This is a genomic window from Lentzea albida (assembly GCF_900111005.1).
GTDB classification, from domain to species: Bacteria; Actinomycetota; Actinomycetes; order Mycobacteriales; family Pseudonocardiaceae; genus Lentzea; species Lentzea albida.
On sequence record NZ_FOFV01000006.1, the window covers coordinates 104,314 to 127,946 of the forward strand.

The following is a 23,633-nucleotide window of genomic DNA, read 5'->3' on the forward strand; positions in this document are numbered from 1 at the left end:
GAGCGGGAGGAGGTTCAGACGGTCGCGGCCACGCCCGACCGCACGCCCTGGGCGAGGTCCGCGGCCAGCGCGCGCACCGCCGCATCCCCCTCGGCCACGGCCGACACGAACGCGGAACCCACGATCACACCGTCCGCGAACCCGGCGATCTCGGCGGCCTGAGCACCCGAGCGCACGCCCAGCCCGACGCCGACGGGCAGCGCGGTGTGCTCGCGGACCCGTGCGACGAGCTCGGGAGCGGCGGACGACACGACGTCACGGGCGCCTGTGACGCCCATGACCGCGGTGGCGTAGAGGAAGCCGGAGGAGGCGCGCGCGGTCATCGCGATGCGCTCCTCGGTCGACGACGGCGCCACCAGGAACGTGCGGTCGAGCCCGTACGCGGCGGACGCGGCCATCCAGTCCCCGGCCTCGTCCGGGACGAGGTCGGGCGTGATGATGCCGAGCCCACCGGCGGCGGCGAGGTCGCGCGCGAACGCGTCGACGCCGTAGCGCAGCACCGGGTTCCAGTACGTCATGACGACCGCACGCCCACCGGCGTCGGCCACGGACGCCACCACGTCGAACAGGTCGCGCACGCGGAAGCCCGCGGACCGCGCCTGCTCGGCGGCGGCCTGGATCGTCGGGCCGTCCATCACCGGGTCGGAGAACGGCAGGCCGACCTCGACCAGGTCGCACCCGGCCTCCACCATCGAGCGGAGGTACTCCTTGGACCCGTCCACCGTCGGGAAACCCGCGGGCAGGTAGCCGATCAGCGCGGCGCGCGACTCCGCCTTCGCGGCGGCGAACACGTCGGACAACGTCGACATCAGGCCTGTCCCCCGTCAGCGAGGCCGAAGTACTTCACGGCCGTGTCCATGTCCTTGTCACCGCGGCCGGAGAGGTTCACGACCAGCAGGCCGTCCGGGCCGAGCGACGGGCCGAGCTTCAGCGCGCCCGCGAGCGCGTGCGAGGACTCGATCGCCGGGATGATGCCCTCGGTGCGCGAGAGCAGGGCGAACGCCTCCATGGCCTCCGCGTCGGTGACCGGGAAGTACTCGGCGCGGCCGATGTCCTTGAGGTGCGAGTGCTCGGGGCCCACGCCGGGGTAGTCGAGACCGGCGGAGATCGAGTGCGCCTCGGTGATCTGGCCGTCCTCGTCCTGCATGACGTACGACATCGCGCCGTGCAGCGAGCCGGGCGTGCCGGCCGTCAGCGTCGCGCCGTGGCTGCCGCTGTCGAGGCCGGAACCGCCGGGCTCGACGCCGACCAGGCGGACGTCGGCGTCGTCGATGAAGCCGTGGAAGATGCCGATCGCGTTCGAGCCGCCGCCCACGCAGGCGACGACGGCGTCGGGCAGCCGGCCGGCCTTCTCGAGGATCTGCTCGCGCGCCTCGATGCCGATCACTCGGTGGAAGTCGCGGACGAGCAGCGGGAACGGGTGCGGGCCCGCGGCGGTGCCGAGCAGGTAGTGCGTCTCGTCGACGTTGGTGACCCAGTCGCGCAGCGCCTCGTTGATCGCGTCCTTCAGGGTGCGCGACCCGGACTTCACCGGGATGACCTCGGCGCCCAGCAGGCGCATGCGGGCGACGTTGAGCGCCTGGCGCTCGGTGTCGACCTCGCCCATGTAGACGACGCAGTCGAGGCCGAGCAGCGCGCACGCCGTCGCCGTCGCCACGCCGTGCTGGCCCGCGCCGGTCTCCGCGATCACGCGCTTCTTGCCCATGCGCTTGGTCAGCAGCGCCTGGCCCAGCACGTTGTTGATCTTGTGCGAGCCCGTGTGGTTGAGGTCCTCGCGCTTGAGCCACACGCGGGTGCCGGCGTGCTCGGCGAACTTCGGCGCCTCGGTCAGCAGCGACGGGCGGCCCGCGAAGTCGCGGAGCAGGCGCTTGAACTCGTTCACGAACTCAGGGTCGAGCCGCGCCTTGTCGTACTCGGCGGCCAGCTCGTCCACCGCGGCGATCAGGGCCTCCGGGACGAACCGGCCGCCCCACGGGCCGAAGTGGCCGCGTGCGTCGGGATCATGCGGTGTGGGCGTGAACTGGCCCATCGGGTGGCTCCTCTAGCGCTTGGATCAACCGTGCCCTACCGGCTGGGCCGGGGGCACGCGGGGTGTGAGCCCGCGGTCACGAGCTTGTTCACGGCGGCCTTGGGGTCTCCGCTGGTCACCAGGCTTTCGCCGACGAGCACCGCGTCGGCACCCGCACCGGCGTACGACATCAGGTCGCCGGGCCCGGTCACACCCGACTCGGCGATCTTGATCGTCTCGAAGGGTAGCCCCGGCGCGATCCGGCCGAACACGTCCTTGTCGACCTCCAGCGTGTGGAGGTTGCGCGCGTTCACCCCGATGACCGACGAGCCCGCCTCCAGGGCGCGGTCCGCCTCCTCGGCGGTGTGCACCTCGACGAGCGCCGTCATGCCGAGCGACTCGACCCGGTCGAGCAGCGACACGAGCGCGTTCTGCTCCAGCGCGGCCACGATCAGCAGCACCAGGTCGGCGCCGTGCATGCGCGCCTCGTGCACCTGGTAGGGCGACACGATGAAGTCCTTGCGCAGCAGCGGGATCTTCACCGCCCGGCGCACCGCGTCGAAGTCGGCGAGCGACCCGCCGAAGCGGCGCTGCTCGGTCAGCACGCTGATCACCGACGCGCCACCGGCCTCGTACGAGGCCGCGAGCTCGGCCGGTTCCGGGATCTCCGCCAGCGCGCCCTTGGAGGGGCTGCGGCGCTTGACCTCGGCGATCACACCCACGTTCGGCCCGCGCAACACCGACAGCGCGTCGAGCGGCGGGGCGCTCCTGGCCGCGCGCTCCTTGACGACGTCGAAGGACAACTGAGCCTCACGAGCGGCGAGATCCTCACGCACACCTTCGAGGATCGACTCGAGAACCGTCACAGTCTTGAACCCCTTCCCGCTACAGGGATGCTAACCCCGGCGGAGTAACGCACCGGCCACCGGGGTTCACCTGTCCACGCAGCTAACCGAGGCCGTGCACGTGCCACATGCGCGAATGCGGATGATTGATCTTCACTCGTTCGAGGAACGTCCGGGCCCGTTCCTGTCGTCAGTCGGATCGTCCCCGCGCTCGAGTGCGCGCCACATGTCCGCCTCGGGGTCCTGCGCGTGGGCCTTCTGCCCGCCCATCCCGATCTTGGGCATGCGCGCTCCCAGCACCACCTGGAGCGCGCCGGAGGCCACCACGAGCACGCCTCCGGCGATCGCGAGCCAGTGGCCGGAGAACGCCGCCACGACGCCGACGACGACCAGCAGCACGCCGAGGACCCGGCGCGCCACGCCGCTCAGCGCGACGACCGCCGCGACGGCCGCGAGGCACAGCAGCGCGACCGGCACCGACCCCGCGCCCCAGAAGGCACCCGCCGCGCCCACGAGCAGGAGCGCGGCGATCCACAGTGGACGGCTAGCTTTCAACAGCCGGCGCCATCGTCTGGGCGGTGGCGATCGCGGCCAGCACCGCGCCCGCCTTGTTCAGGCACTCGTTGTCCTCGGCCAAGGGGTCCGAGTCCGCCACGATGCCGCCACCGGCCTGCACGTACGCCACCCCGTCGCGCACGAGGGCCGTGCGGATGGCGATGGCGGTGTCCGCGTCCCCGGCGAAGTCGAAGTACCCGACGACACCGCCGTAGAGGCCGCGGCGCGTGGGCTCCAACTCCTCGATGAGCTCCATCGCGCGCGGCTTCGGCGCGCCGGACAGCGTGCCCGCCGGGAAGCAGGCCGCGACCGCGTCGTAGGCCGTCTTGCCCTCGGCCAGCTCACCGGTCACGGTCGACACGATGTGCATGACGTGGCTGTACCGCTCGACCTTGAAGAAGTCGACGACGTGCACCGACCCCGGCTTGCAGACGCGGCCCAGGTCGTTGCGGCCGAGGTCGACGAGCATCAGGTGCTCGGCGCGTTCCTTGTGGTCCGCGAGGAGGTCCTTCTCGAGCAGCGCGTCCTCTTCGGGGTCCTCGCTGCGCCAGCGGGTGCCCGCGATCGGGTGAGTGGTCGCCTTGCCGTCGCGCACGGTGACCAGCGACTCGGGGCTGGACCCGACGATGTCGAACCCGTCGAGGCGCAGCAGGTACATGTACGGGCTGGGGTTCGTCGCCCGCAGCACGCGGTAGACGTCGAGCGCGTCGGCGTCCGTGTCGATCTCGAACCGCTGCGACACCACGACCTGGAACGCCTCGCCCGCCCGGATGGCCTCCTTGGCCTTCTCCACTGCCGCGAAGTGCTCGGCCTGCGAGCGCTTGCGCCGGAAGTCCGGCTTGGGCCGCGAGAACACCGCGGCGGTCGGCGGCGCGGGGGTGTGCAGCGCCGTCGTCATCTCGTCGAGGCGGCGCACCGCGTCGTCGTACGCGGCGTCGACCCGCTCGGCCGAGTCGTCCCAGTTGATGGCGTTCGCGATGAGCGTGACGGTGCCCTCGTGGTGGTCGAGCGCGGCGAGGTCGGTCGCCAGCAGCATGACCATCTCGGGCAGCTTCAGGTCGTCCTCGGCGATGACGGGCAGCCGCTCCAGCCGCCGCACCGCGTCGTAGCCGATGTAGCCGACCATGCCGCCGGTCAGCGGGGGCATGCCGGGCAACGGGTCCGTGCGCAGCACCTCGATGGTCTCGCGCAGCGCCTTCATCGGGTCGCCGCCGTCGGGCAGCCCGACGGGCCGCGTGCCCGTCCAGAACGCCTCACCACCGGTCGCCGTGAGCGCCGCCGACGACCGCACGCCGATGAACGACCACCGCGACCACGAGCGCCCGTTCTCGGCCGACTCGAACAGGAACGTGCCGGGCTGGTCGGCCCCGAGCTTGCGGTACAGACCGACCGGGGTCTCCGCGTCCGCGAGCAGCTTGCGGACGACCGGGATGACCCGGCGGTTGACCGCGAGTTCGCGGAACTCCTCACGCGTGGGGCTCACGGCCCCCAGACCAGCGGCGGCCACAGCCCCGATGACGCTCACCATGCCGTTGATTGTTGCATAAATTCAACATCTGTTGAACTATGACCCACGTGGAGCAAGTCAACCAGAAACGTCGAGGCCGCCGCGCCGCGGGCGAGGACACCAAGGCCGCGCTCGTCGCAGCGGCCCGCGAGGTGTTCGTCGAAAAGGGCTACGACGGTGCCACGGTACGCGCGATCGCCGCCAAGGCGGGCGTCGACGCCGCCATGGTCAACCACTGGTTCGGCGGCAAGGAGGGCCTGTTCGCCCAGTCCGTGCTGCAGCTCCCGTTCGACCCGGCCGAGATCCTCAAGCGCCTGCTCGACGGCCCCGTCGAGCAGGCGGGCGAGCGCATCATCCGCACCTTCGTGGCGGTGTGGGACGCGACGGGCGGCGGCACGTTCGCCGCCCTGATCCGCAGCGTCACCAGTCAGCCCGAGGTGGCGGGCGCGCTGAAGTCGTTCCTCATCAACGCGATCTTCAAGAACGTGCTCGCGGAGATCGGCGCCGAGCAACGCGAACTGCGCGCCACGCTGTGCGCGACGCAGATGGTCGGGCTCGGCATCGTCCGGTACGTCGTCGGGTTCGAGCCGCTGGCGTCGACCGACGTGGAGACCCTGGTCAGGACCATCGCGCCGAACATGCAGCGCTACCTCACCGGCGACCTGGACTGAGTCTCAGGCCTCCGCGAGCAGCACCGTGGCGTCGAAGCACGTGCGGTCGCCCGTGTGGCAGGCAGCGCCGACCTGGTCGACGGTGAGCAGGATCGTGTCGCCGTCGCAGTCGAGCCGCACCTCGTGCACGTGCTGGGTGTGACCGGAGGTCTCCCCCTTCACCCACAGCTGCTGGCGGCTGCGCGAGTAGTACGTCGCACGACGCGTGGTGAGGGTGCGGTGCAGCGCCTCGTCGTCCATCCACGCCACCATGAGCACCTCGCCGGTGCCGCGCTGCTGCGCGACCGCGCACACGAGACCGTCCGGGGTGCGCTTGAGGCGCTGGGCGACGGCGGGATCGAGCGGGCTGCTCATCGGGGACCTCCCAGGTGTTCACGAGCCGGTCCGGTGTTGAGCAGGACCACTCCGTAGATGTGCACGGCGGACAGCACTCCGGACGCGACGCGCGCCCACGCGGGGCCGTCGGCCAGCACGATGACGAGGTGCAGCAGCCCGACGAGGATGAACACGATCATCGCCGGGTAGTGCACGAAGCGAAGCCTGAGCAGCAGCGCGGCCGCGATCGGCAGCTCGACGGCCGCGAGGAACGACGGCAGCTTCAACACGTCCGCGTCCCCGGTCGAGCGCCACAGGACCAGGCCCACGACGAAGAACGCCAGGGCGCCGCCGAACGCGACCGCCGAGGCGACGCGCACCTCGACGGGCTTCACCGCACCACGACGCCCGCCTGGCGCAGGCCGTCCTTGACCTCGCCGATGCGGAGCTGGCCGAAGTGGAAGACGCTCGCGGCGAGCACGGCGTCGGCACCCGCGGCGACAGCCGGCGGGAAGTGGTCGACCGCGCCCGCACCACCGCTCGCGATCAGCGGGACGTCGACCTCGCGCCGCACCAGTTCGAGGAGCTCGAGGTCGAACCCGGCCTTGGTGCCGTCGGCGTCCATGGAGTTCAGCAGGATCTCGCCGACGCCCAGCTCCTGGCCCTTCGCGGCCCAGGCGATCGCGTCGATGCCGGTGCCGTTGCGACCGCCGTGCGTCGTGACCTCGAAGCCGGTGCCACCGGGCACGCGCCGCGCGTCGACCGACAGCACGATGCACTGCGCGCCGTACCGCTCCGAGCACTCCTTGAGCAGCTCCGGGCGCGCGATGGCGGCGGTGTTGAGGCTGACCTTGTCCGCGCCGGCGCGCAGCAGCTTGTTCACGTCCTCGGGGCTGCGCACGCCGCCGCCGACAGTGAGGGGGATGAACACCTGCTCGGCGGTGCGGCGGACCACGTCGAACGTCGTCTCGCGGTCACCGCTGCTGGCCGTCACGTCGAGGAACGTCAGCTCGTCCGCGCCCTCGGCGTCGTAGGCCCTGGCGAGCTCGACCGGATCGCCCGCGTCGACGAGGTTGGTGAAGTTGACGCCCTTCACCACCCGGCCCCGGTCGACGTCGAGACAGGGGATGACACGGACCGCGACTGACATGCGGGAAAGCCTACAAGGCACGCCCGAGGACTACGCTGCGCGGCCATGATCGCCGAACTGGGCAAGGGCAAGTACCTGCTGCTGACGACGTTCCGCAAGGACGGCACCCCGGTACCCACGCCGGTCTGGGTCACGCCGGGCGAGAACGACGACGTGATCTACGCGTGGAGCGGCCGCGACACCGGCAAGGTCAAGCGGATCCGCCGCAGCGGCGAGGTCGAGGTCGGGCCGTGCGACGTGCGCGGCAACCCGAAGGGCCCGTCGGTCAAGGCGCACGCCCGGCTGCTGGACGACGACGCGAGCGACGCCGTCCGTGCGCGCATCACGAAGAAGTACGGCGTGATGGGGTGGATGACCGTCTTCGGCAGCAAGCTCCGCCGGGGGCGGACCGGGTCGGTCGGCATCGCGATCACGTCGGCGCCCTGAACATCCACGTTGACCACGCGAATCAATGTTGAGTCCATGTTGATTCGCGCGATCAACATGGATGTGTGCCGTCAACATGCACTTGACGGGACTCGTCCAGCAGATGACAACGTTGTCTTTCGTCCACGTTGACTTGACTCGTCCACCTCGTCGGACGTCGTCAATGTGGACTCAACGTCGACGCAGGTAATCAACGTTGACCGCGGGTTGAGCGTCAACTCAAGGTTGACCGTGCCGATGTCGTCAACCTAGAGTTGACGCGTGATCCAGTTGACCGACCTCATCGTCACGGTCGCTCAAGAAGCAGACGACGCCCTGGTGCGACTGGCGAAGGCCGTCGAGATGAGCGGTCAGCTCAACGAGCTCGGCGACCACCTGATCGGCCACTTCGTGGACGAGGCGCGGCGCGGTGGCGCGAGCTGGGCCGAGATCGGCGAGAGCCTCGGTGTCACGAAGCAGGCCGCGCAGAAGAGGTTCGTGCCGAGGGAGTCACCGGAGCTCGGCAAACCGAGCACCGAGCGCTACACCCAGCGCTCCCGGCGGGTCATCGCGCTGGCGAGGCACCACGCGCGGTTCAGCGAGCGGATCGGCACCGAACACCTGCTGCTCGGGCTGCTCGACGAGTCGGCGGGGCTCGCCGCCAAGACCATCGCGAAGCTGGAGTCCGGCGACGGCAGCACGCGCATCGCGACCCTCAACCGGCTCGACTCCGAGGCCAGGCAACGGCCGGAGAAGCAGCCCTACACGGCCCAGTGCAAGAAGGCCCTGGAGCTGGCCGTGCGCGAGGCGCTGAGGATGGGCCACATGTTCATCGGCACCGAGCACATCCTGCTCGGCGTGCTGGCCGAGGGCGAGGGGACCGCGGCCGACGTGCTCCACAACACGGGTGTGACGCACGCGGCCGCGGCCGCTCACATCGAGAGCGTGGTCAACGGACCGCAGCGAGTGCTTCCGGGAGCGTGAACGCGCCGGCGTACAGGGCCTTGCCCACGATGGAGCCCTCCACGCCGTCGCGCGACAGCTTCGAGAGCGCGACCAGGTCGTCCACAGTGGACACGCCACCGGACGCGATCACGGGGGCGTCGGTGCGCGCGCAGACCTCGCGCAGCAGCTCCAGGTTCGGGCCCGTCAGCGTGCCGTCCTTCGACACGTCGGTGACGACGTAACGGGTGCAGCCGTCGCGGTCGAGCCGGTCGAGGACCTCCCAGAGGTCGCCGCCGTCCGACGTCCAGCCGCGGCCCTTGACCCGGTGGCCCTCCTCGGTGATGCGGACGTCGAGGCCCACCGCGATCTTCTCGCCGTGCGCCGCCAGCGCCTTCGCGCACCACTCCGGGTCTTCCAGCGCGGCCGTGCCGAGGTTCACCCGCGCGCAGCCGGTGGCCAGGGCGGCCTCCAGCGACGCATCGTCGCGGATGCCGCCGGACAGCTCGACCTTGACGTCCAGCTCACCGACGACACGCGCGATCAGCTCGCGGTTGGAGCCGCGGCCGAACGCCGCGTCGAGGTCGACGAGATGGATCCACTCCGCACCGTCGCGCTGCCACTGCAGGGCGGCGTCGAGCGGCTCGCCGTAGTTCGTCTCGGTACCGGCTTCGCCCTGCACGAGCCGGACGGCACGACCGTCGGCAACGTCAACAGCGGGGAGGAGTGTGAACGTCACCCGGGCAGCCTAGCGTCCCGCTGATCGGAGACCGTCGTCAGCGGTCCCGCGCTCATGACAGGGTGTCGAGCCAGTTCTTCAGCAGGTGCGCCCCGGCGTCGCCGGACTTCTCCGGGTGGAACTGGGTCGCCCACAGCGGGCCGTTCTCGACCGCCGCGACGAACTCGTCGCCCGCGTGGTCGGCCCACGTCACGAGCGGCGCCCTGATGTGGTCGGCCGCCTCCAGCTCCCAGCGGCGCACGCCGTAGGAGTGCACGAAGTAGAACCTCGTGTCCTTGTCGAGGCCCGCGAACAGCCGCGAGTCCTCCGGCGCGCGGACCGTGTTCCAGCCCATGTGCGGCACGACCGGGGCCTCGAGCCGCTCGACGGTGCCGGGCCACTCGCCGCAGCCCTCGGTGAGCACGCCGTGCTCGATGCCGCGCTCGAACAGGATCTGCATGCCCACGCAGATGCCGAGCACCGGACGGCCGCCGGCGAGGCGCTCGCCGATGATCCGGCCGCCGCGCACCGAGTTGAGGCCCTCCATGCACGCCGCGTACGCGCCGACGCCGGGTACGACCAGGCCGTCCGCCTCGCGTGCGGCTTTCGGGTCCGCCGTCACCTCGACATGGGCGCCGACACGCTGAAGCGCGCGCTCGGCCGAGCGCAGGTTGCCGGAGCCATAGTCAAGTACGACGACACGTGCCACGCCCACCAGGTTAGTCGGTCAGGACCGCACCCTGCGTGACCGGGATGACCGGCAGCACCGTGTTGATCGGCTTCCGGCTCACCAGGCGGCGCCGGAGCACGACCAGCAACGTGGTCATCGTCACGAGGAGCAGCCCGCAGACGAGGTAGTAGACCACTGCCGGGATGTGGAGCAGCACGGAGAGCAACGCCACCAGCACGATCAGCGGGAAGATCACCAACAGGGGCCACGCCTGCGCGCGGGGCGGTTCGAGCGTCCGCAGCACGAAGTCCGCGCGGCCCTGCTCCGCGAGCTCGGCGACCCGTGCGACCTCCTGCAGCCCGGCGGCGCGGAAGAAGTCGGGGATGGCGGCGCGACCGTTCTCGAAGTCGCGGAGGCGTTCCAGCGGGCCCTTGCGGCTCGCCGCCGGGTGCAGCGCGGTCAGCTTGTCGATCGCGTCGAGCTGCCACTTCTCCTTCTCGCGCAGGTCGACCACGCCCGCGGTCACGCGGTCGAAGGACCGTCCGACCGGTCCCGACTGCTTCGCCTCCTCCGACAGCCGCAGCACCGCCTCGCGCGATCCCCACGTCGAGGCCCGGCCGAGCGTCGTGGTGAACAGGTAGAGCAGCGCGGCGTCGTCGTCCCAGACGGCCAGCGCGGCGCCGTTCCCGATCTTGCGCACCCTGTTCGTCATGTACGCGGCCTCGTTGAGCTTCGTGGCCGGAGGAGGCAGCAGCACCGTGCCGGACTGCAGCGGGACGAGCGCCGCGGGGCCCACGTTGCCGCTGTGCATGGCCTTCTGCAGCTCGGCGGCGTTCAACGGGGTCCAGATCAGCATTCTCACGCACAACATCATTCCTGGTGCGTCTCGCGCGTCCGTGCAGACATGCCAAGGACCTCGCGGACCGGGAACGGACGGCCGCGCCGCGGGCTGTGCCGCACCGCGAACGAGCGACGCGGTCCACACCAGACCGCTTCACCAGTCCTCACGACGCGTGGGATGTGCACGACCGGGGACTCGGCCCCGGCCGTGCACACCACCTCATCTCTGGACGCCGCGCGAAGGCGCGCCGGTCCAGTCATCCCCCCTGACTGCGAACATGTTCCTTCACCCCCTGAAGAAACTCCGCACAGCGCTCCCCAGCCCGACCACGTCGAGATCATGCGCGGCGTCATGGTCCTCGGCCGTGCCGTAGTTGCGGAGCTCTGCGTGTCGTTTTACGCCTATAGAACGCAGGCGGTGCGGAATATGTTGCAGCGTCTCGGAAACAAGATGGGAAGACGTTCCCTCGAGGTACGGCTCGACCACCATCACGTCCACGTGGTCGGTGTCCCGCACCGCCTTGCGCAGTCCGTCCGAGTCGAACGGCCGGACCGTCGCCGCGTAGAGCACGGTGACGTCGGCGTTCTCGGACTCGACGGCTTTGAGCACGCGGTCGAGCATCGGCCCGACGGCGAGCACGACGCCGCGCTTGCCGTGGCGGAGCGTCGTGAACCCCCGGCCGACCGGGTGCGCCTGCGTGTTCTCGTGCAGTGAAAGCCTCATGTAGACGCGGTCGTCGTCCTTCAGCGCCTGTTCGAGCAGCGGCGTGACCTCGTCCGGGTGTCCGGGTACGTGCACGGTCCAGCCGGGCAGCGTGTCGAACAGCGCGACGTCACCGGGCGACTGGTGCGTGCGGCCCCAGACCGGGTCGTCGTAGGACGCTCCGATGCTCACGAACACCGCGCCCACGTCCTGGTGCCCGATGTCGAGCTTGATCTGCTCGTACGGCCGCTCGACCAGGAACGGCGCGTAGCTGTGCACGACCGGCCGCAGCCCCGCGAGCGCCAGTCCGCTCGCCACCCCGACCATGGTCTGCTCGCGGATGCCGACGTCCACGACGCGTTCGTTCTCCTGCGGGAACTCGTTGCTGGAGATCACCGCGGTCACCACGGCGATCCGCTGGTCGGTGGCGATGCCGTCGTTGACCGTTCTGACAAAGGCCTGGCGCATGGTGGTCATCAGCAGCTCTTCTCGACTTCGGCGACCACCGCGTACGGGCGGTCGTGCGGAGCGGTGAGTGCGGCGAGGAGGGCCTCGTGGTCGCGGCCGTCGACCTCGGCGGTCTGCCAGCCCTCGACGGCGAAGCGCCGGGCGATGCCGCCGGGCCAGCCGTACATCGCGGACCTGTTGTCGACCACGACCGCGGTCAGGTTCGCGACCCCGAGCCGGGACGCCACCGCGATCGCCTCGTGGTTGCTGCCCTCGTCCAGCTCACCGTCTCCGACCAGCACGAACGTCCGCCCGCGGCTGCCGGAGATCCGCTGCCCGATGGCCGTGCCCACCGCGATCGGCAGGCCGTGGCCGAGCGATCCGCTGCTGATCTCCACACCGTTCACCAGCACGCGGTCGGGGTGCTGGCCGAGCGGGCTGTCCCAGGACGTCCAGTTGTCCAAAGTGGACTCTTCGATGAACCCCTTCTCCGCCAGCACGGCGTAGTAGGCCATCGGGCCGTGCCCCTTGGACAGCAGGAACCTGTCCCGGTCGGGGTCGTCGGCGGTGTCCGGCGTGACGTTGAGGACCTTGTCGTAGAGGACCCAGAGCACGTCGATCGTGGAAGCCGCCGCCCACTCGTGCTTCTCGTCCCCGGTCATCCTCGCGAAGAGCTCCGGTATCCGTTGCATGCCACCAACTGTTCAACCTCGACCATGCTGGAGGTCAAGCGGTTACCATGATCCGGTGAGCAAGTTGCCGGAAATGCTGACCATCGGCCAGGTCGCCGAACGCAGCGGCGTCCCCCACACCGCGCTGCGCTTCTACGAGGACAGGGGCCTCATCAGCTCGGTCCGCACCGCGGGCAACCAGCGGCGCTACCTGCGCTCGGTGCTGCGCCGGCTGGCGTTCATCCGCACCGCCCAGCGCGTCGGACTCACCCTGGAGGACGTTCGCGACGCCCTCGCGCAGCTCCCCGACAACCGCACCCCGACGAAGTCGGACTGGGAACGCCTCTCCCGCTCGTGGAAGACGGAGCTCGACGCCCGCATCGACGCCCTCTACCGGCTGCGCGACCGCCTCACGGGCTGCATCGGGTGCGGATGCCTCTCGTTGCGCAGCTGCGCCCTGCAGAACATCGACGACGAGCAGGCCACGCACGGCCCGGGCGCCCCCAAGCTCAAGCCCGCCCTCGAGGGCGGCACCGCCTAGGAAAACCGGTGGACGCGCTGTGGTTTCCTGAGGGGCAAATGGAAGACGAAAGAATGATCCACCTCTCGAAGCGGATGTCCAAGGCGCTCCGGCACCAGCCCGAGCGCGTCGGCCTCACCCTCGACGCCGCCGGCTGGGTGCCCGTGGCCGACCTGCTGAGCGCCCTCGGCGTCTCCGAGGCCGATCTGCGCGAGGTAGTCGAACGCAACGACAAGAAGCGCTTCACGATCGATGGCGACCGCATCCGCGCGAACCAGGGCCACAGCGTCGAGGTCGAGCTCGGCCTGCCCGTGGCGACGCCACCGGACCAGCTGTTCCACGGCACGGTCGCGCAGTACCTCGACGACATCATGCGCGACGGCCTGCGGCCGATGTCGCGCCACGACGTGCACCTGTCCCCCGACCGCGAGACCGCGCGCAGGGTCGGTTCCAGGCGAGGCCGGCCGGTGATCCTGACCGTCGACGCCGGGAAGATGCACGCGGACGGGCACGAGTTCCGCCTCAGTGCCAACGGGGTGTGGCTCACCCAGCACGTGCCGGCGCGCTACCTGGAGACGGCGTGAAGCACGTCGTCGAGTCCGGGTACGACGCCATCGCGCAGCGGTACCTCGACTGGAGCGCGAAGATCACCGACGACCCGCGGCTGCGCTACCTCGCGGAGTTCGACCGCAGGCTGCCCGACGGGGCGAAGGTGCTCGAACTGGGCTGCGGCGCGGGTGTCCCGTGCAGCCGCGTGCTCGCCGAACGGCACGACGTCCTGGGCGTCGACCTGTCCCGGCGGCAGGTCGAGCTGGCCAGGGAGAACGTGCCCCGGGCACGGTTCGAGAAGGCCGACATGACCGCGCTCGACCTCCCGGACGGCTCGTTCGACGGCATCGCCGCGTTCTACTCGATCCTGCACGTGCCGCGCGCCGACCAGCCCGCGCTCCTCGCGAGCATCGCGCGCTGGCTCAGGCCCGGCGGCCTGTTCCTCGCGTCACTGGGAACAGGCACACCGGACGTCACCGAGACCTGGCTCGGTGTGGAGATGTTCTTCGGCAGCAACACCCCCGAGCAGAACCGGGAGCTGCTCGCCGGGCACCTGGAGATCGTCGTCGACGACCTGGTGACCATGCACGAGCCGGACCCGGCGACGTTCCACTGGGTCCTGGCCCGCAAGCGTTAGAGCAGCCACAGAACGGCGCCGCCGACCGCCACCAGGAGCAGCACCAGCAGGATGACCGCCAGGACCCTGGCGGTCTTCCACGTCGTGTAGACGCCACCGGCCAGGAACCCCGCGAGGGCCAGCAGGCCGATGACGACGACTTCCTTCGGCATCAGAGAACGCCCTTGGTCGACGGGATGCCGCCGACGCGGGGGTCGGGCTCGGTGGCCACGCGCAGGGCCCGCGCGATGGCCTTGTACTCGGCCTCGGCGATGTGGTGCGGGTCGCGGCCGTACTCGACGCGCACGTGCAGTGCGATCTGCGCGTGGAAGGCGAGCGACTCGAACACGTGCCTGTTCAGCACGAACGGGTAGTTGCCGCCGATCACGAAGCTGTTGAACTGCTCCGGCTCGCCCTTGTGCACCGTGTACGGACGGCCCGAGACGTCGACCGCGGCGTGCGCGAGCGTCTCGTCCATGGGGATCCAGCAGTCGCCGAAGCGGCGGATGCCCTTCTTGTCCCCCAGCGCTTCCCGCAACGCCTGGCCCAGCACGATCGCGATGTCCTCGACCGAGTGGTGGGCGTCGATGTGGGTGTCGCCGGTCGCGCGCACGATCAGGTCGAAGCTGCCGTGCACGCCGAACGCGGTGAGCATGTGGTCGTAGAACGGCACACCCGTGTTGATGTCGACCTGGCCGGTGCCGTCCAGGTCGATCTCCACGTAGACCGACGACTCCCTGGTGGTGCGCTCCACCTTGCCGACCCGACTCACCGGCTGACCTCCTTGCTGGCCGCGAGGAAAGCGTCGTTCTCCTCGGGCGTTCCGATGGTCACCCGCAGGTGACCCGCGATACCGACGTCCCTGATGAGCACGCCGTGCTCCAAGTAGGACTTCCACGTTTCCCGTGCGTCCTCGAACCAGCCGAACAGCACGAAGTTCGCGTCCGACGGCACGACCTGGAAACCCATCTCCGCCAGCGCCGCGGACACCCGGTCGCGTTCGGCGGCGAGCTTCGCCACCGAGCCCAGGGTCTCCGAGGCGTGCCTCAGCGACGCCCGTGCCGCCGCCTGCGTCAACGCCGACAGGTGGTACGGCAGGCGCACCAACTGCAGCGCGTCGACCACGGCCGGAGCTGCCGCCAGGTAACCGAGGCGGCCGCCGGCGAACGCGAAGGCCTTCGACATCGTGCGCGAGACGATCAGGCGCGAGCCGAACTCGTCCAGCAGCTTGATCGCGCTCTCCTGCGGGGAGAACTCCGCGTACGCCTCGTCCACCACGATCACGCCCGTGCAGGCGGAGATCAGCAGGCGCAGGTCCTCCAGCGGGATCGACTGGCCCGTCGGGTTGTTCGGCGACGTCACGAAGACGACGTCCGGTCGCGTCTCGGCGATGATCGCGGCGGCCTTCTCCACGTCCAGCGAGAAGTCCTGGCGGCGCGGCGTCGGCGACCACTCCGTGCGGGTGCCCGCCGCGATGATCGGGTGCATCGAGTACGACGGCTCGAAGCCCAGGGCAACGCGGCCGGGACCGCCGAACGCCTGAAGGATCTGCTGGAGGATCTCGTTCGAGCCGTTGGCGGCCCAGACGTTCTCCGACGTCAGCGTCACCGAGGTGGCCTCGGTGAGGTACGCCGCCAGGTCGTCGCGCAACGCCACCGCGTCGCGGTCCGGGTAGCGGTGCAGGTCACCGGCGATCTCGGCGACCGCCGCGACCACGTCCGCCGCCAGCGCGTCCGTCGGCTCGTACGGGTTCTCGTTGGTGTTCAGGCGATACGGGACGTCGAGCTGCGGCGCGCCGTAGGGCGTGCGGCCGCGCAGGTCCTCGCGCAGGGGGAGGTCGGACAGCTCCACCCTCGCGCCGACGACGGGCTTCATCGGGCGAACCTCGCTGTGACGGCCTGCCCGTGCGCGGGCAGGTCCTCCGCGTTGGCGAGCGCGACGACCTTGTCGGCGACCTCGCGCAGGGCTTCCTCGGAGTAGTCGATCAGGTGGATGCCGCGCAGGAACGTCTGCACGGACAGCCCGGACGAGTGCCGTGCGCAGCCACCGGTCGGCAGCACGTGGTTCGAGCCGGCGCAGTAGTCGCCGAGCGACACCGGCGCGTAGGCACCGACGAAGATCGCGCCGGCGGAGCGGATCCGCGCCGCCACCTCGCGCGCGTCGCGCGTCTGGATCTCCAGGTGCTCGGCCGCGTACGCGTCGACCACCCGGACGCCTTCGTCCACATCGGACACGAGCACGACGCCGGACTGCTTGCCGGACAACGCGGTGCGCACGCGCTCGATGTGCTTGGTCGCGGAGACCTGGCGCTCCAGCTCGGTGTCCACCGCGTCCGCCAGTTCGACCGAATCCGTCACCAGCACCGAGGCGGCGAGCGGGTCGTGCTCGGCCTGGGAGATCAGGTCGGCGGCCACGTGCACCGCGTCGGCCGACGAGTCGGCGAGGATCGCGATCTCGGTCGGACCGGCCTCGGAGTCGATGCCGATCAGGCCGCGCAGCAACCGCTTCGCCGCCGTCACGTAGATGTTGCCGGGGCCGGTGACGATGTCGACCGGGGCCAGCTCCGCGCCGTCGGTGTCCACACCGCCGTGCGCCAGCAGCGCCACGGCCTGCGCGCCGCCCACGGCCCACACCTCGTCGACGCCGAGCAACGCGGCGGCGGCCAGGATCGTCGGGTGCGGCAGGCCACCGAACTCGGCCTGCGGCGGCGAGCACACCACCAGCGACTCGACGCCCGCGATCTGGGCGGGCACGACGTTCATGACCACCGTCGACGGGTACACGGCGAGACCGCCGGGCGCGTAGAGGCCCACGCGCGCGACCGGCACCCACTTCTCGGTGACGGTGCCGCCGGGCACCACCTGGGTCGTCGTGTCGACGCGCTTCTGGTCGGCGTGCACGCGCCGGGTGCGCGTGATGACCTCTTCCAACGCCTCGCGGACGGCCGGGTCCAGCGAGGACAAAGCGGACGAGATCTCCGAAGCGGGCACACGCACAGAAGCCGGACGAACCTGGTCGAACTTCTCCGTGTACTCCAGAGCGGCCTCGACACCGCGCTCCGCGATCGCGTCCACCACGGGACGCACGTGATGCAGAACCGCGTCCACGTCCACCTCTGCGCGCGGGACGACGGCGCGCAACTGAGCGGGAGTCGTGGTACGACCTCGCAGGTCGATGCGGTTCAGCATGCCCCCAGCCTAGTTCCTGCGGAAATCTGTCAACGGTCAGCCCGCTATCGGCGCTACTCAGCCTGTGACACCCCGGCCACGCTCGGTCGAGCACCACTCCGTCGCAAACCCCTGCTGATGATGGAGGACCCATGTTCACCAAGCGCCGCGGCAAGATCGCCGCAGTGCTCGCGATATGCCTGCCCGTGCTGGTCGCGGGCATGGCGACGCCCAGCACGGCCGACTCCGGCCGCTACCTGCTGGAGATCACCGCGAACACGTCCGCCGAACGCACCCAGATCGCCCAGAGCGGTGTGGACGTGCTCGGAGCGACGAAGCTCACCACCGTCTCGGTCGTCGCGGACAAGTCGCAGTACCGGGCCCTGCAGGCCACCGGACTGCCGATCAAGTACGTCGGCGACTTCGAGCAGGAGCTGAAGAAGCTCGGCAAGGTCCAGTTCGCCGACCCGCAGCCGGGCCAGATCGGCACGCAGGACTTCCCGTCCGGCTACACCGGCTACCACAACTTCGCGGAGACGGTCGCGGAGCTGCAGCAGACGGTGCGCGACCACCCGACCCTGGCGAGCCTGCGCAGCATCGGCAAGAGCTACCAGAACCGGGACATCTGGGCCCTCAAGGTCAGCGACAACGTCGCGACCGACGAGAGCGAGCCGGAGGTGCTGCTCGTCTGCGGCCAGCACGCCCGCGAGCACCTGACCGTCGAGCAGTGCCTGCAGATCATCAAGCGCTACACCGACAACTACGCCAACTCGGCGATCAAGAACCTGGTGGACAGCCGCGAGGTCTGGATCGTCCCGATGATGAACCCGGACGGCGCCGAGTACGACATCGAGACGGGTTCGTTCCGCGGCTGGCGCAAGAACCGCCAGGGCAACGGCACCGACCTCAACCGCAACTGGGGCTACAAGTGGGGCTGCTGCGGCGGGTCCAGCGGCAGCTCGACGTCGGACACCTACCGCGGCCCGTCGGCGTTCTCCGCGCCGGAGACGACCCGCATCCGCGACTTCGTGAACTCGCGCGTGGTCGGTGGCACCCAGCAGATCAAGACGTTCATCGACTTCCACTCGTTCTCGGAGCTCGTGCTGTGGCCGTACGGCTACACCCGCAACGACACCGACACCGGTCTCAACGCGGACGAGGCGCGCGCGTTCCAGACGCTCGGCCGGCAGATGGCCGCCACGAACGGCTACACGCCGGAACAGGCGAGCGACCTGTACATCACCGACGGCAGCAGCGACGACTGGATGTGGGGCCAGCACAAGATCTGGGCCTACACCTTCGAGATGTACCCGAGCAGCGGCGGCCTCAACGGCTTCTACCCGCGTGACACGGTCATCGCGGCGCAGACGTCGCGCAACGACCGCGCCGTCGACCTGTTCATGAGCTACTCCGACTGCGTGAAGAGGGTCATCGGGCAGAGCTGCTGATGCGTTGCAGCGCCTGATCGATCTCCTCGTGGGTGACGAAGTAGTGCGGAGACGCCCGCACTACTTCGTCCAGGCCCCGCTTGGACATGTCGATCAGGGTCGACCCGCGTTGTGACACCGTGACAGCGACGTCCTGCTGCCACAGCCGGTCCTTCAGCTCCATCGCCGGCACACGCTCCGACGTGAAGGTGACGATGCCGGACTGGCGTTCGCCCAGGTCCCGCACGGTGATGCCGGGAACGGACCGCAGCCCCTCGCGCAAGCGCTTGGCACGGTCCGCGACCTCGGCCTCGATCACGTCGAGGCCCTTGTCCAGGGCGTACCGCGCGGCCGCGATCATGCCGAGCCGGTCGGCGATGCTGCACTCCCACAGCTCGAACACGCGGGCGTCGGAGCGCAACCGGAACTCCTGCGGGCCGGTCCACTCGCCGCTGTGCAGGTCGACCAGGCGCGGGGTGAGCCTCTCCCGCACCTCGTCGCGCACGACCAGGGCTCCGGTGCCGCGCGGGCCTCGCAGCCACTTGCGGCCGGTGCAGGCGAGCATGTCGTAGTCGAGCCCGCGCAGGTCGAGCTGGCCGGTCGACTGGCAGGCGTCGAGCAACACCAGCGCGCCGACCTCACGAGCCGCCGCTGTGATGTCGTTCACCGGGTTGATCAGGCCGCCGTTGGTCGGCACGTGCACGAGCGAGATCAGCTTGACTCGGTTGTCAAGGTCCAGGGCGCCCAGGTCGACCTGTCCGTGGATGTCGGACGGCATGACCTCGACGACCGCCCCGGCCTCCGCCGCACGGCGCAGTACCGGGATCGCGTTGCCAGCGTATTCGACCTCGGTGACGAGAATTCGGTCTCCGGCTTCGAGGGGCACCGCGTCGAACGCCGCCAGCCAAGATCGAGTGGCACTGTCCGTGAAGGCGACCTCGGACGGCTGACACCCGAAGAGGTCGGCGAGGACGCCGTAACCCGCCTCCAGGTCGTCCCGGCGTTCCGCTGCCGCGCGGTAGCCGCCGATCTCGGTCTCCCGCCGCAGATGGCCGATGACCTCGTCCACGACCGGCGCGGGAGGGATCGAGGAACCTGCGCTGTCCAAGAAGATCAGATCGCTCACCCGCCCCACTGTGCCACCATCGGGTTCATGGGGGATCGCTCGTTCGGGTACAGCGCTCAGGTGCGGCCTTTCCTGTGGGTCTTCCTGGTGGTGACGCCGCTGGAAGTCCTGCTCGTGGAACTGCTCGTGCCGTGGTTCTGGCTTCGCGCTGTGCTGCTCGCGTTCGGTGTGCTGAGCGCGTTGTTGCTGGGGTGGCAGCTCTGGATGCTGCACAAGTTCAAGCACGAGGTCGACGACGAACACCTGTGGCTGCGTTACGCACGTGAGTTCGAGTACCGGATTCCGTTGAGCACCATCGGTTCCGTGACGCAGGGCATGACGAGCCGGACGCTGCACCGGACGCGGTCCGTTGTGGACGCCACGCTCGTGCTGGAGATCTCCGGCTCCACCAACGTCGCGCTGCGCCTGGACGCACCGCTTCAGGTCGACCTGGGCAGGCGTGGCGCGCACGAGGTGACGAAGGTCGAGTTCTGGACCGACGACCCCGACGGCATGGTTCGCGCGCTGCGAAAATAGGCTCACCGGCATGGTGGAGATCCCCTACGGCAAGCGCATGAAGCCGCGGTACGTGCGGTTCCTGATCATCACGGCGGTCGGGATCGCACTGGTCGCGTTCGGCCTGGACATCCCGTGGCTGCTCATCACGTTGATCGTGCTGGGTGTGCTGAACGCCGTCGTGTGTGTGGGCGCTCTCTACGTACTGACGAAGCAGCCGCACACCGTCTCCGACGACGAGCTGCGGCTGCGCCAGCTGGGGTTCTTCGACTGGCGCATCCCGACCGCGGACCTCGGCGCCGCCCAGGTCGCCGAGCGCAGCCACAAGGGCCAGCGCAGCGTCGAGGTGATCGGCGACGCGCTCGTCATCCAGTCCCTGACCAGGACGAACGTGACCGTGCCGTTCCACGAGCCGCAGCTCGTCGACCTCGGCAAGACGGGCGCGCGGCAGGTCGAGCGCGTCGAGTTCTGGGCGGACGACCCGGACCGCGCCGTGCGCGAGATCAACGCGCGGACCACGTGACGACCTACTTGGGCTCCCACTTCTCCAGGTTCCACCACGGGCCCCAGGCCAGCGCGCCGTAGGAGTTCGGGTCGACCACGGGCTGGTAGCCGTTCCACGAGTCGCGCACCACGTACGCGTGTTCGGGGAACACCAGCACCGCCATCGACGGCGCGGCGACGAACGCCTGCTGGAAGAGCTTGTACGCCACGGCCCGCTGCGCCGGGTCGATGAGCTTGCGGCCGTTCTCGAGCGCGGCGTCGGCGGCGGGACTGCCCTGGCCGCGCAGGTCGTAGAGCATCAGGTCCGGGTCGAACGGCGAACCCTCGCCGTAGAGCAGCGCGTCCTGGGCCATGCGCGGCCGGATCGCCTCCCACGACAGGCCTGCGAGCTGCACGTCCACGCCCACGGCCTTGGCGTCGGCCGCGAACGCCGTGGCGAGGTCGGCGCGCAGGTCGTCGCCCAGCGGGTACATCAGCGTGAAGCGGGCCGCGACGCCCTCGCGGACCCGGATGCCGTCCGCGCCGGGCACCCAGCCGCCCACGTCGAGCAGCCGCGCCGCCTCCGCTTTGTCGAAGCGGAACTTCGCGGTCGGGTCGAACTCCTCGGCCAGCGCGTCCGGCACCGGCGTGTAGGCGATCGTGCCCTTGCCGTCGAGCAGGCTGTCGATCATGCCCTGGCGGTTCGCGGCGAAGTTGAGCGCGAGGCGCACGGACGCGTTGCCGGTCACCGGGTTGGCCGCGGGCAGCCGCACGGCGCGGTAGTCGGCGCTGCGGTGGTACTGCACGGTCAGGCCGGACCTGCCGGCGAACGACGTGGCGATCTTGGGCGGCAGCACCGTGCCGTCGAACTCGCCGTCCTGCATGCGGCGGGCGCGCTGGTTGTCGTCGGTGACGAAGACGACGGTGACCTTCTTGACCTTGGGCGCGCCACCGAAGTAGCCCTCGTTGGCCTCCAGCAGCAGCCGGTCGCCCTTCTTCCACTCGCTGACCTTGTACGGGCCGGTGCCGACGGGCTGCCCGTCCGGGTTCGCCTGCTCGCTCGGCAGGACGCCGAGCACGAGCAGGTGCGGGAACGCGGCCTGCGTCTGCGTGAGCGTGAAGCGGACCGTCGACGGGTCGAGCTGCTCGACGCTCTTGAGCGTGCTGAAGCGCTCCTTGACCGACGTCTGCAGCGCGGCGGTGTAGGTGGCGACGACGTCCTCGGCCCCGAACGTGCTGCCGTCGGTGAACTTCACGTCACCGCGCAGCTTGACCGTCCAGCTCAGCCCGTCCGACGCGGGCTCCGGCAGGTCGGCCGCGAGCTGCGGGGTGAGCGACCCGTCCTGGCGGTGCTCGACGAGCCCGTCGTAGATCTTCGACACACCCTGCGCGCCGTAGCCGAGCAACGGGTTCAGCGTCGTGGGTTCGTCACGGTCCGCGAGCACGATCGACGTGCCGTTCGACCCACCGTCCGGGCGGGGTGCGGCGGTCTCGGTGCAGCCCGCGACGGCCAGCAGCACGACTAGGAGCAGTGGGGAACGCACGAGTCGGACCCTACAGTGAGGCCCATGCGCATCGCCGTGAGTCAGATCAGCTCGACCACCGATCCCCGTTCCAACCTGGAACTCGTGCGTGACGCGGTGCGCCGGGCCGAGGGTGCGCGGGTCGTGGTGCTGCCGGAGGCGACGATGTGCCGTTTCGGCGTGCCTCTCGGGCCCGTCGCGGAGCCGTTGGACGGTCCGTGGGCCTCAGCGGTGCACGAGATCGCGGTGCAGCACGACGTGGTGGTCGTGGCCGGGATGTTCACGCCTTCCGGTGACCGGGTGACGAACACGCTGCTGGTGACCGGGCCGGACCTGCACGTGGGCTACGACAAGATCCACCTGTTCGACGCGTTCGGGTTCCAGGAGTCGCGGACGGTCGCGCCGGGTTCGTCGCCGGTCGTGTTCGAGGTCGACGGTGTCACTTTGGGCGTGGCCACCTGCTACGACATCCGCTTCCCCGAGCTGTTCCGGGCGCTGGCGGACGAAGGGGCGTCCGCTGTGCTGGTCGGGGCGTCCTGGGGTGCGGGGCCCGGCAAGAAGGAGCAGTGGGAGCTGCTGGTGCGGGCGCGTGCGTTGGACTGCACGTCGTTCGTGGTGGCGTGCGGGCAGGCCTTCCCCGGTGATCTCGGGTCGTCGGCGCCCACCGGGATCGGGTGCTCGACGGTCGCGGACCCGTTCGGCAACGTCGTGGTGCAGCTGTCGGAGCAGGTGTCCGAGACGGTCGTCGACCTGGACTTCGACGTGGTGGCGAAGGCGCGCGAGGTGTTGCCGGTGCTCGCGAACCGGCGCTTGACCTCCAGTTAGGTCGAGCCCGCACGATCGGGGCATGACACTTCCCGAGTTGCCCGCCTTCGTCCACGGCCGCGAGGAGATCGACGGCTTCACCCTCTACCGCTCCGGCGGCCCGCGCGACCAGCGGGAGGTGGGCTGCGTCGTGCTCGTCACCGTCGACACCGACGACGAAACCGCCGCACGGGCGTGGGTCGACTCGGTGTTCGTCGCGCTGGCGAGTGAGCCGAACCCGCACCCCGGTGGGATCTCCGCGGCCTTCCACATCCGGGAGGACGGCAGGCAGGTCATCAACTACGCGGAGTGGGTCAGAGCGCAGGACCACGTCGACGCGCTGTCGGACGGCAACGGTGTCGGTTCGAAGACCGCTGACTGGCGCCGGGTGCAGAACTTCCCCGGCGCCCGTCCGGCCGGCGTGGAGCGGTACCGGCCGCCGGTGAGGGCCGCCGCCGAAGTGGAGTGACAGCGCC

General features: G+C 70.1%; 30 protein-coding genes. 11 read left to right on the plus strand and 19 right to left on the minus strand.

Going from position 1 to position 23,633, the window contains the following annotated elements; genetic code table 11:
* Nucleotides 1–14 precede the first annotated feature (14 nt).
* The 5 genes from trpA to BMY74_RS17310 form a co-directional block, all read right to left on the minus strand.
* Complete coding sequence (gene trpA / locus BMY74_RS17290) at nucleotides 15–809, minus strand: tryptophan synthase subunit alpha (protein WP_089917176.1); 795 nt, start codon at nucleotides 807–809, stop codon at nucleotides 15–17.
* Nucleotides 809–2,029, minus strand: coding sequence for a tryptophan synthase subunit beta (gene trpB / locus BMY74_RS17295; protein WP_089917177.1), 1,221 nt, complete (start codon nucleotides 2,027–2,029; stop codon nucleotides 809–811). The genes trpA and trpB overlap by 1 nt, the downstream gene beginning before the upstream one ends.
* Nucleotides 2,030–2,064: 35 nt before the next feature.
* Entirely contained in the window at nucleotides 2,065–2,874 is an 810-nt protein-coding gene (gene trpC / locus BMY74_RS17300) for an indole-3-glycerol phosphate synthase TrpC (protein ID WP_089917179.1), read from the minus strand.
* Between the two features lie 132 nt (nucleotides 2,875–3,006).
* The gene (locus BMY74_RS17305) at nucleotides 3,007–3,408 is read right to left on the minus strand and encodes a Trp biosynthesis-associated membrane protein (RefSeq protein ID WP_218159655.1); all 402 of its coding nucleotides are present in this window, start codon (nucleotides 3,406–3,408) and stop codon (nucleotides 3,007–3,009) included.
* Entirely contained in the window at nucleotides 3,398–4,936 is a 1,539-nt protein-coding gene (locus tag BMY74_RS17310) for an anthranilate synthase component I (protein ID WP_089917182.1), read from the minus strand. The genes BMY74_RS17305 and BMY74_RS17310 overlap by 11 nt, the downstream gene beginning before the upstream one ends.
* Nucleotides 4,937–4,983: 47 nt before the next feature.
* Between BMY74_RS17310 and BMY74_RS17315 the strand changes: the two genes are divergently transcribed.
* Nucleotides 4,984–5,586, plus strand: coding sequence for a TetR/AcrR family transcriptional regulator (locus BMY74_RS17315; RefSeq protein WP_281244982.1), 603 nt, complete (start codon nucleotides 4,984–4,986; stop codon nucleotides 5,584–5,586).
* 3 nt (nucleotides 5,587–5,589) lie between these two features.
* Here BMY74_RS17315 and hisI read toward each other — a convergent pair whose 3' ends face one another.
* The 3 genes from hisI to hisF are packed head-to-tail and all read right to left on the minus strand — an operon-like array spanning nucleotide 5,590 to nucleotide 7,051.
* Complete coding sequence (hisI, locus tag BMY74_RS17320) at nucleotides 5,590–5,940, minus strand: phosphoribosyl-AMP cyclohydrolase (RefSeq protein ID WP_089917185.1); 351 nt, start codon at nucleotides 5,938–5,940, stop codon at nucleotides 5,590–5,592.
* The gene (locus BMY74_RS17325) at nucleotides 5,937–6,296 is read right to left on the minus strand and encodes a hypothetical protein (RefSeq protein WP_089917187.1); all 360 of its coding nucleotides are present in this window, start codon (nucleotides 6,294–6,296) and stop codon (nucleotides 5,937–5,939) included. Before BMY74_RS17325 ends, hisI begins: the two co-directional genes overlap by 4 nt.
* Nucleotides 6,293–7,051 (minus strand): imidazole glycerol phosphate synthase subunit HisF, encoded by a 759-nt coding sequence (hisF, locus tag BMY74_RS17330; protein ID WP_089917190.1) that lies wholly within the window; start codon nucleotides 7,049–7,051, stop codon nucleotides 6,293–6,295. The genes BMY74_RS17325 and hisF overlap by 4 nt, the downstream gene beginning before the upstream one ends.
* A gap of 45 nt (nucleotides 7,052–7,096) precedes the next feature.
* On the opposite strand from hisF, the gene BMY74_RS17335 reads away from it, so the two are divergent.
* The gene (locus BMY74_RS17335) at nucleotides 7,097–7,477 is read left to right on the plus strand and encodes a PPOX class F420-dependent oxidoreductase (RefSeq protein WP_089917192.1); all 381 of its coding nucleotides are present in this window, start codon (nucleotides 7,097–7,099) and stop codon (nucleotides 7,475–7,477) included.
* Between the two features lie 261 nt (nucleotides 7,478–7,738).
* Entirely contained in the window at nucleotides 7,739–8,440 is a 702-nt protein-coding gene (locus BMY74_RS17340) for a Clp protease N-terminal domain-containing protein (protein ID WP_245786191.1), read from the plus strand.
* Here the strand turns inward: BMY74_RS17340 and priA are convergent.
* From priA to BMY74_RS17365, 5 genes are all read right to left on the minus strand, one after another.
* Entirely contained in the window at nucleotides 8,406–9,137 is a 732-nt protein-coding gene (gene priA, locus BMY74_RS17345) for a bifunctional 1-(5-phosphoribosyl)-5-((5-phosphoribosylamino)methylideneamino)imidazole-4-carboxamide isomerase/phosphoribosylanthranilate isomerase PriA (RefSeq protein WP_089917193.1), read from the minus strand. The genes BMY74_RS17340 and priA overlap by 35 nt on opposite strands.
* Nucleotides 9,138–9,189: 52 nt before the next feature.
* Nucleotides 9,190–9,825, minus strand: a complete 636-nt coding sequence (gene hisH, locus BMY74_RS17350; protein WP_089917676.1) for an imidazole glycerol phosphate synthase subunit HisH — start codon at nucleotides 9,823–9,825, stop codon at nucleotides 9,190–9,192.
* 10 nt (nucleotides 9,826–9,835) lie between these two features.
* The gene (locus BMY74_RS17355) at nucleotides 9,836–10,648 is read right to left on the minus strand and encodes a hypothetical protein (protein ID WP_143091597.1); all 813 of its coding nucleotides are present in this window, start codon (nucleotides 10,646–10,648) and stop codon (nucleotides 9,836–9,838) included.
* A gap of 264 nt (nucleotides 10,649–10,912) precedes the next feature.
* On the minus strand, nucleotides 10,913–11,806 hold the full coding sequence (locus BMY74_RS17360; RefSeq protein WP_089917196.1) for a transketolase family protein: 894 nt from the start codon (nucleotides 11,804–11,806) through the stop codon (nucleotides 10,913–10,915).
* Nucleotides 11,806–12,468, minus strand: a complete 663-nt coding sequence (locus BMY74_RS17365) for a thiamine pyrophosphate-dependent enzyme (RefSeq protein WP_245786192.1) — start codon at nucleotides 12,466–12,468, stop codon at nucleotides 11,806–11,808. The genes BMY74_RS17360 and BMY74_RS17365 overlap by 1 nt, the downstream gene beginning before the upstream one ends.
* Before the next feature lie 55 nt (nucleotides 12,469–12,523).
* On the opposite strand from BMY74_RS17365, the gene soxR reads away from it, so the two are divergent.
* The 3 genes from soxR to BMY74_RS17380 are packed head-to-tail and all read left to right on the plus strand — an operon-like array spanning nucleotide 12,524 to nucleotide 14,153.
* Entirely contained in the window at nucleotides 12,524–12,988 is a 465-nt protein-coding gene (soxR, locus tag BMY74_RS17370) for a redox-sensitive transcriptional activator SoxR (protein ID WP_089917198.1), read from the plus strand.
* A 38-nt stretch (nucleotides 12,989–13,026) separates the two neighbouring features.
* The gene (locus tag BMY74_RS17375) at nucleotides 13,027–13,551 is read left to right on the plus strand and encodes an RNA 2'-phosphotransferase (protein WP_089917199.1); all 525 of its coding nucleotides are present in this window, start codon (nucleotides 13,027–13,029) and stop codon (nucleotides 13,549–13,551) included.
* Nucleotides 13,548–14,153 carry a class I SAM-dependent methyltransferase gene (locus BMY74_RS17380; protein ID WP_089917200.1) on the plus strand — a complete coding sequence of 202 codons (606 nt, stop codon included), beginning with the start codon at nucleotides 13,548–13,550 and terminating at the stop codon, nucleotides 14,151–14,153. Before BMY74_RS17375 ends, BMY74_RS17380 begins: the two co-directional genes overlap by 4 nt.
* Here BMY74_RS17380 and BMY74_RS45090 read toward each other — a convergent pair.
* From BMY74_RS45090 to hisD, 4 genes are read right to left on the minus strand one after another with little or no spacing between them, the layout of a single operon-like run.
* On the minus strand, nucleotides 14,150–14,305 hold the full coding sequence (locus BMY74_RS45090) for a hypothetical protein (RefSeq protein ID WP_177229792.1): 156 nt from the start codon (nucleotides 14,303–14,305) through the stop codon (nucleotides 14,150–14,152). The genes BMY74_RS17380 and BMY74_RS45090 overlap by 4 nt on opposite strands.
* Nucleotides 14,305–14,904, minus strand: coding sequence for an imidazoleglycerol-phosphate dehydratase HisB (gene hisB / locus BMY74_RS17385; RefSeq protein WP_089917202.1), 600 nt, complete (start codon nucleotides 14,902–14,904; stop codon nucleotides 14,305–14,307). Before hisB ends, BMY74_RS45090 begins: the two co-directional genes overlap by 1 nt.
* Entirely contained in the window at nucleotides 14,901–16,007 is a 1,107-nt protein-coding gene (locus BMY74_RS17390) for a histidinol-phosphate transaminase (protein WP_089917204.1), read from the minus strand. The genes hisB and BMY74_RS17390 overlap by 4 nt, the downstream gene beginning before the upstream one ends.
* Complete coding sequence (gene hisD, locus BMY74_RS17395; RefSeq protein ID WP_089917206.1) at nucleotides 16,004–17,320, minus strand: histidinol dehydrogenase; 1,317 nt, start codon at nucleotides 17,318–17,320, stop codon at nucleotides 16,004–16,006. The genes BMY74_RS17390 and hisD overlap by 4 nt, the downstream gene beginning before the upstream one ends.
* Before the next feature lie 131 nt (nucleotides 17,321–17,451).
* On the opposite strand from hisD, the gene BMY74_RS17400 reads away from it, so the two are divergent.
* Nucleotides 17,452–18,747, plus strand: coding sequence for a M14 family metallopeptidase (locus tag BMY74_RS17400; RefSeq protein ID WP_089917209.1), 1,296 nt, complete (start codon nucleotides 17,452–17,454; stop codon nucleotides 18,745–18,747).
* On the opposite strand, the gene BMY74_RS17405 is transcribed toward BMY74_RS17400, so the two are convergent.
* Nucleotides 18,728–19,852 (minus strand): aminotransferase class V-fold PLP-dependent enzyme, encoded by a 1,125-nt coding sequence (locus BMY74_RS17405; protein WP_245786193.1) that lies wholly within the window; start codon nucleotides 19,850–19,852, stop codon nucleotides 18,728–18,730. The genes BMY74_RS17400 and BMY74_RS17405 overlap by 20 nt on opposite strands.
* A 27-nt stretch (nucleotides 19,853–19,879) precedes the next feature.
* Here BMY74_RS17405 and BMY74_RS46205 point away from each other — a divergent pair, with 27 nt between their 5' ends.
* Both BMY74_RS46205 and BMY74_RS17410 read left to right on the plus strand, forming a co-directional pair.
* Nucleotides 19,880–20,368 carry a hypothetical protein gene (locus tag BMY74_RS46205; protein WP_245786194.1) on the plus strand — a complete coding sequence of 163 codons (489 nt, stop codon included), beginning with the start codon at nucleotides 19,880–19,882 and terminating at the stop codon, nucleotides 20,366–20,368.
* 10 nt (nucleotides 20,369–20,378) lie between these two features.
* Nucleotides 20,379–20,870, plus strand: coding sequence for a hypothetical protein (locus tag BMY74_RS17410; RefSeq protein WP_089917213.1), 492 nt, complete (start codon nucleotides 20,379–20,381; stop codon nucleotides 20,868–20,870).
* Between the two features lie 4 nt (nucleotides 20,871–20,874).
* Here BMY74_RS17410 and BMY74_RS17415 read toward each other — a convergent pair whose 3' ends face one another.
* Nucleotides 20,875–22,374 carry an ABC transporter substrate-binding protein gene (locus BMY74_RS17415; protein WP_089917215.1) on the minus strand — a complete coding sequence of 500 codons (1,500 nt, stop codon included), beginning with the start codon at nucleotides 22,372–22,374 and terminating at the stop codon, nucleotides 20,875–20,877.
* Between the two features lie 24 nt (nucleotides 22,375–22,398).
* Between BMY74_RS17415 and BMY74_RS17420 the strand changes: the two genes are divergently transcribed.
* Both BMY74_RS17420 and BMY74_RS17425 read left to right on the plus strand, forming a co-directional pair.
* On the plus strand, nucleotides 22,399–23,178 hold the full coding sequence (locus BMY74_RS17420) for a carbon-nitrogen hydrolase family protein (RefSeq protein WP_089917217.1): 780 nt from the start codon (nucleotides 22,399–22,401) through the stop codon (nucleotides 23,176–23,178).
* A 22-nt stretch (nucleotides 23,179–23,200) separates the two neighbouring features.
* Entirely contained in the window at nucleotides 23,201–23,626 is a 426-nt protein-coding gene (locus BMY74_RS17425; RefSeq protein ID WP_089917219.1) for an antibiotic biosynthesis monooxygenase, read from the plus strand.
* Nucleotides 23,627–23,633 lie beyond the last annotated feature (7 nt).

What these genes read in the sequence shown, in the direction of transcription:
- BMY74_RS17410 (WP_089917213.1), top strand. Translation starts at nt 20,379, where the DNA reads ATGGTGGAGATCCCCTACGGCAAGCGCATGAAGCCGCGGTACGTGCGG.
- trpB (WP_089917177.1), bottom strand. Translation starts at nt 2,029, where the DNA reads ATGGGCCAGTTCACGCCCACACCGCATGATCCCGACGCACGCGGCCAC.
- BMY74_RS17335 (WP_089917192.1), top strand. Translation starts at nt 7,097, where the DNA reads ATGATCGCCGAACTGGGCAAGGGCAAGTACCTGCTGCTGACGACGTTC.
- BMY74_RS45090 (WP_177229792.1), bottom strand. Translation starts at nt 14,305, where the DNA reads ATGCCGAAGGAAGTCGTCGTCATCGGCCTGCTGGCCCTCGCGGGGTTC.
- BMY74_RS17310 (WP_089917182.1), bottom strand. Translation starts at nt 4,936, where the DNA reads ATGGTGAGCGTCATCGGGGCTGTGGCCGCCGCTGGTCTGGGGGCCGTG.
- BMY74_RS17400 (WP_089917209.1), top strand. Translation starts at nt 17,452, where the DNA reads ATGTTCACCAAGCGCCGCGGCAAGATCGCCGCAGTGCTCGCGATATGC.
- BMY74_RS17360 (WP_089917196.1), bottom strand. Translation starts at nt 11,806, where the DNA reads ATGACCACCATGCGCCAGGCCTTTGTCAGAACGGTCAACGACGGCATC.
- trpA (WP_089917176.1), bottom strand. Translation starts at nt 809, where the DNA reads ATGTCGACGTTGTCCGACGTGTTCGCCGCCGCGAAGGCGGAGTCGCGC.
- BMY74_RS17375 (WP_089917199.1), top strand. Translation starts at nt 13,027, where the DNA reads ATGGAAGACGAAAGAATGATCCACCTCTCGAAGCGGATGTCCAAGGCG.
- hisD (WP_089917206.1), bottom strand. Translation starts at nt 17,320, where the DNA reads ATGCTGAACCGCATCGACCTGCGAGGTCGTACCACGACTCCCGCTCAG.
- BMY74_RS17365 (WP_245786192.1), bottom strand. Translation starts at nt 12,468, where the DNA reads ATGCAACGGATACCGGAGCTCTTCGCGAGGATGACCGGGGACGAGAAG.
- BMY74_RS17425 (WP_089917219.1), top strand. Translation starts at nt 23,201, where the DNA reads ATGACACTTCCCGAGTTGCCCGCCTTCGTCCACGGCCGCGAGGAGATC.
- hisI (WP_089917185.1), bottom strand. Translation starts at nt 5,940, where the DNA reads ATGAGCAGCCCGCTCGATCCCGCCGTCGCCCAGCGCCTCAAGCGCACC.
- BMY74_RS17390 (WP_089917204.1), bottom strand. Translation starts at nt 16,007, where the DNA reads ATGAAGCCCGTCGTCGGCGCGAGGGTGGAGCTGTCCGACCTCCCCCTG.
- hisF (WP_089917190.1), bottom strand. Translation starts at nt 7,051, where the DNA reads ATGTCAGTCGCGGTCCGTGTCATCCCCTGTCTCGACGTCGACCGGGGC.
- BMY74_RS46205 (WP_245786194.1), top strand. Translation starts at nt 19,880, where the DNA reads ATGGGGGATCGCTCGTTCGGGTACAGCGCTCAGGTGCGGCCTTTCCTG.
- BMY74_RS17420 (WP_089917217.1), top strand. Translation starts at nt 22,399, where the DNA reads ATGCGCATCGCCGTGAGTCAGATCAGCTCGACCACCGATCCCCGTTCC.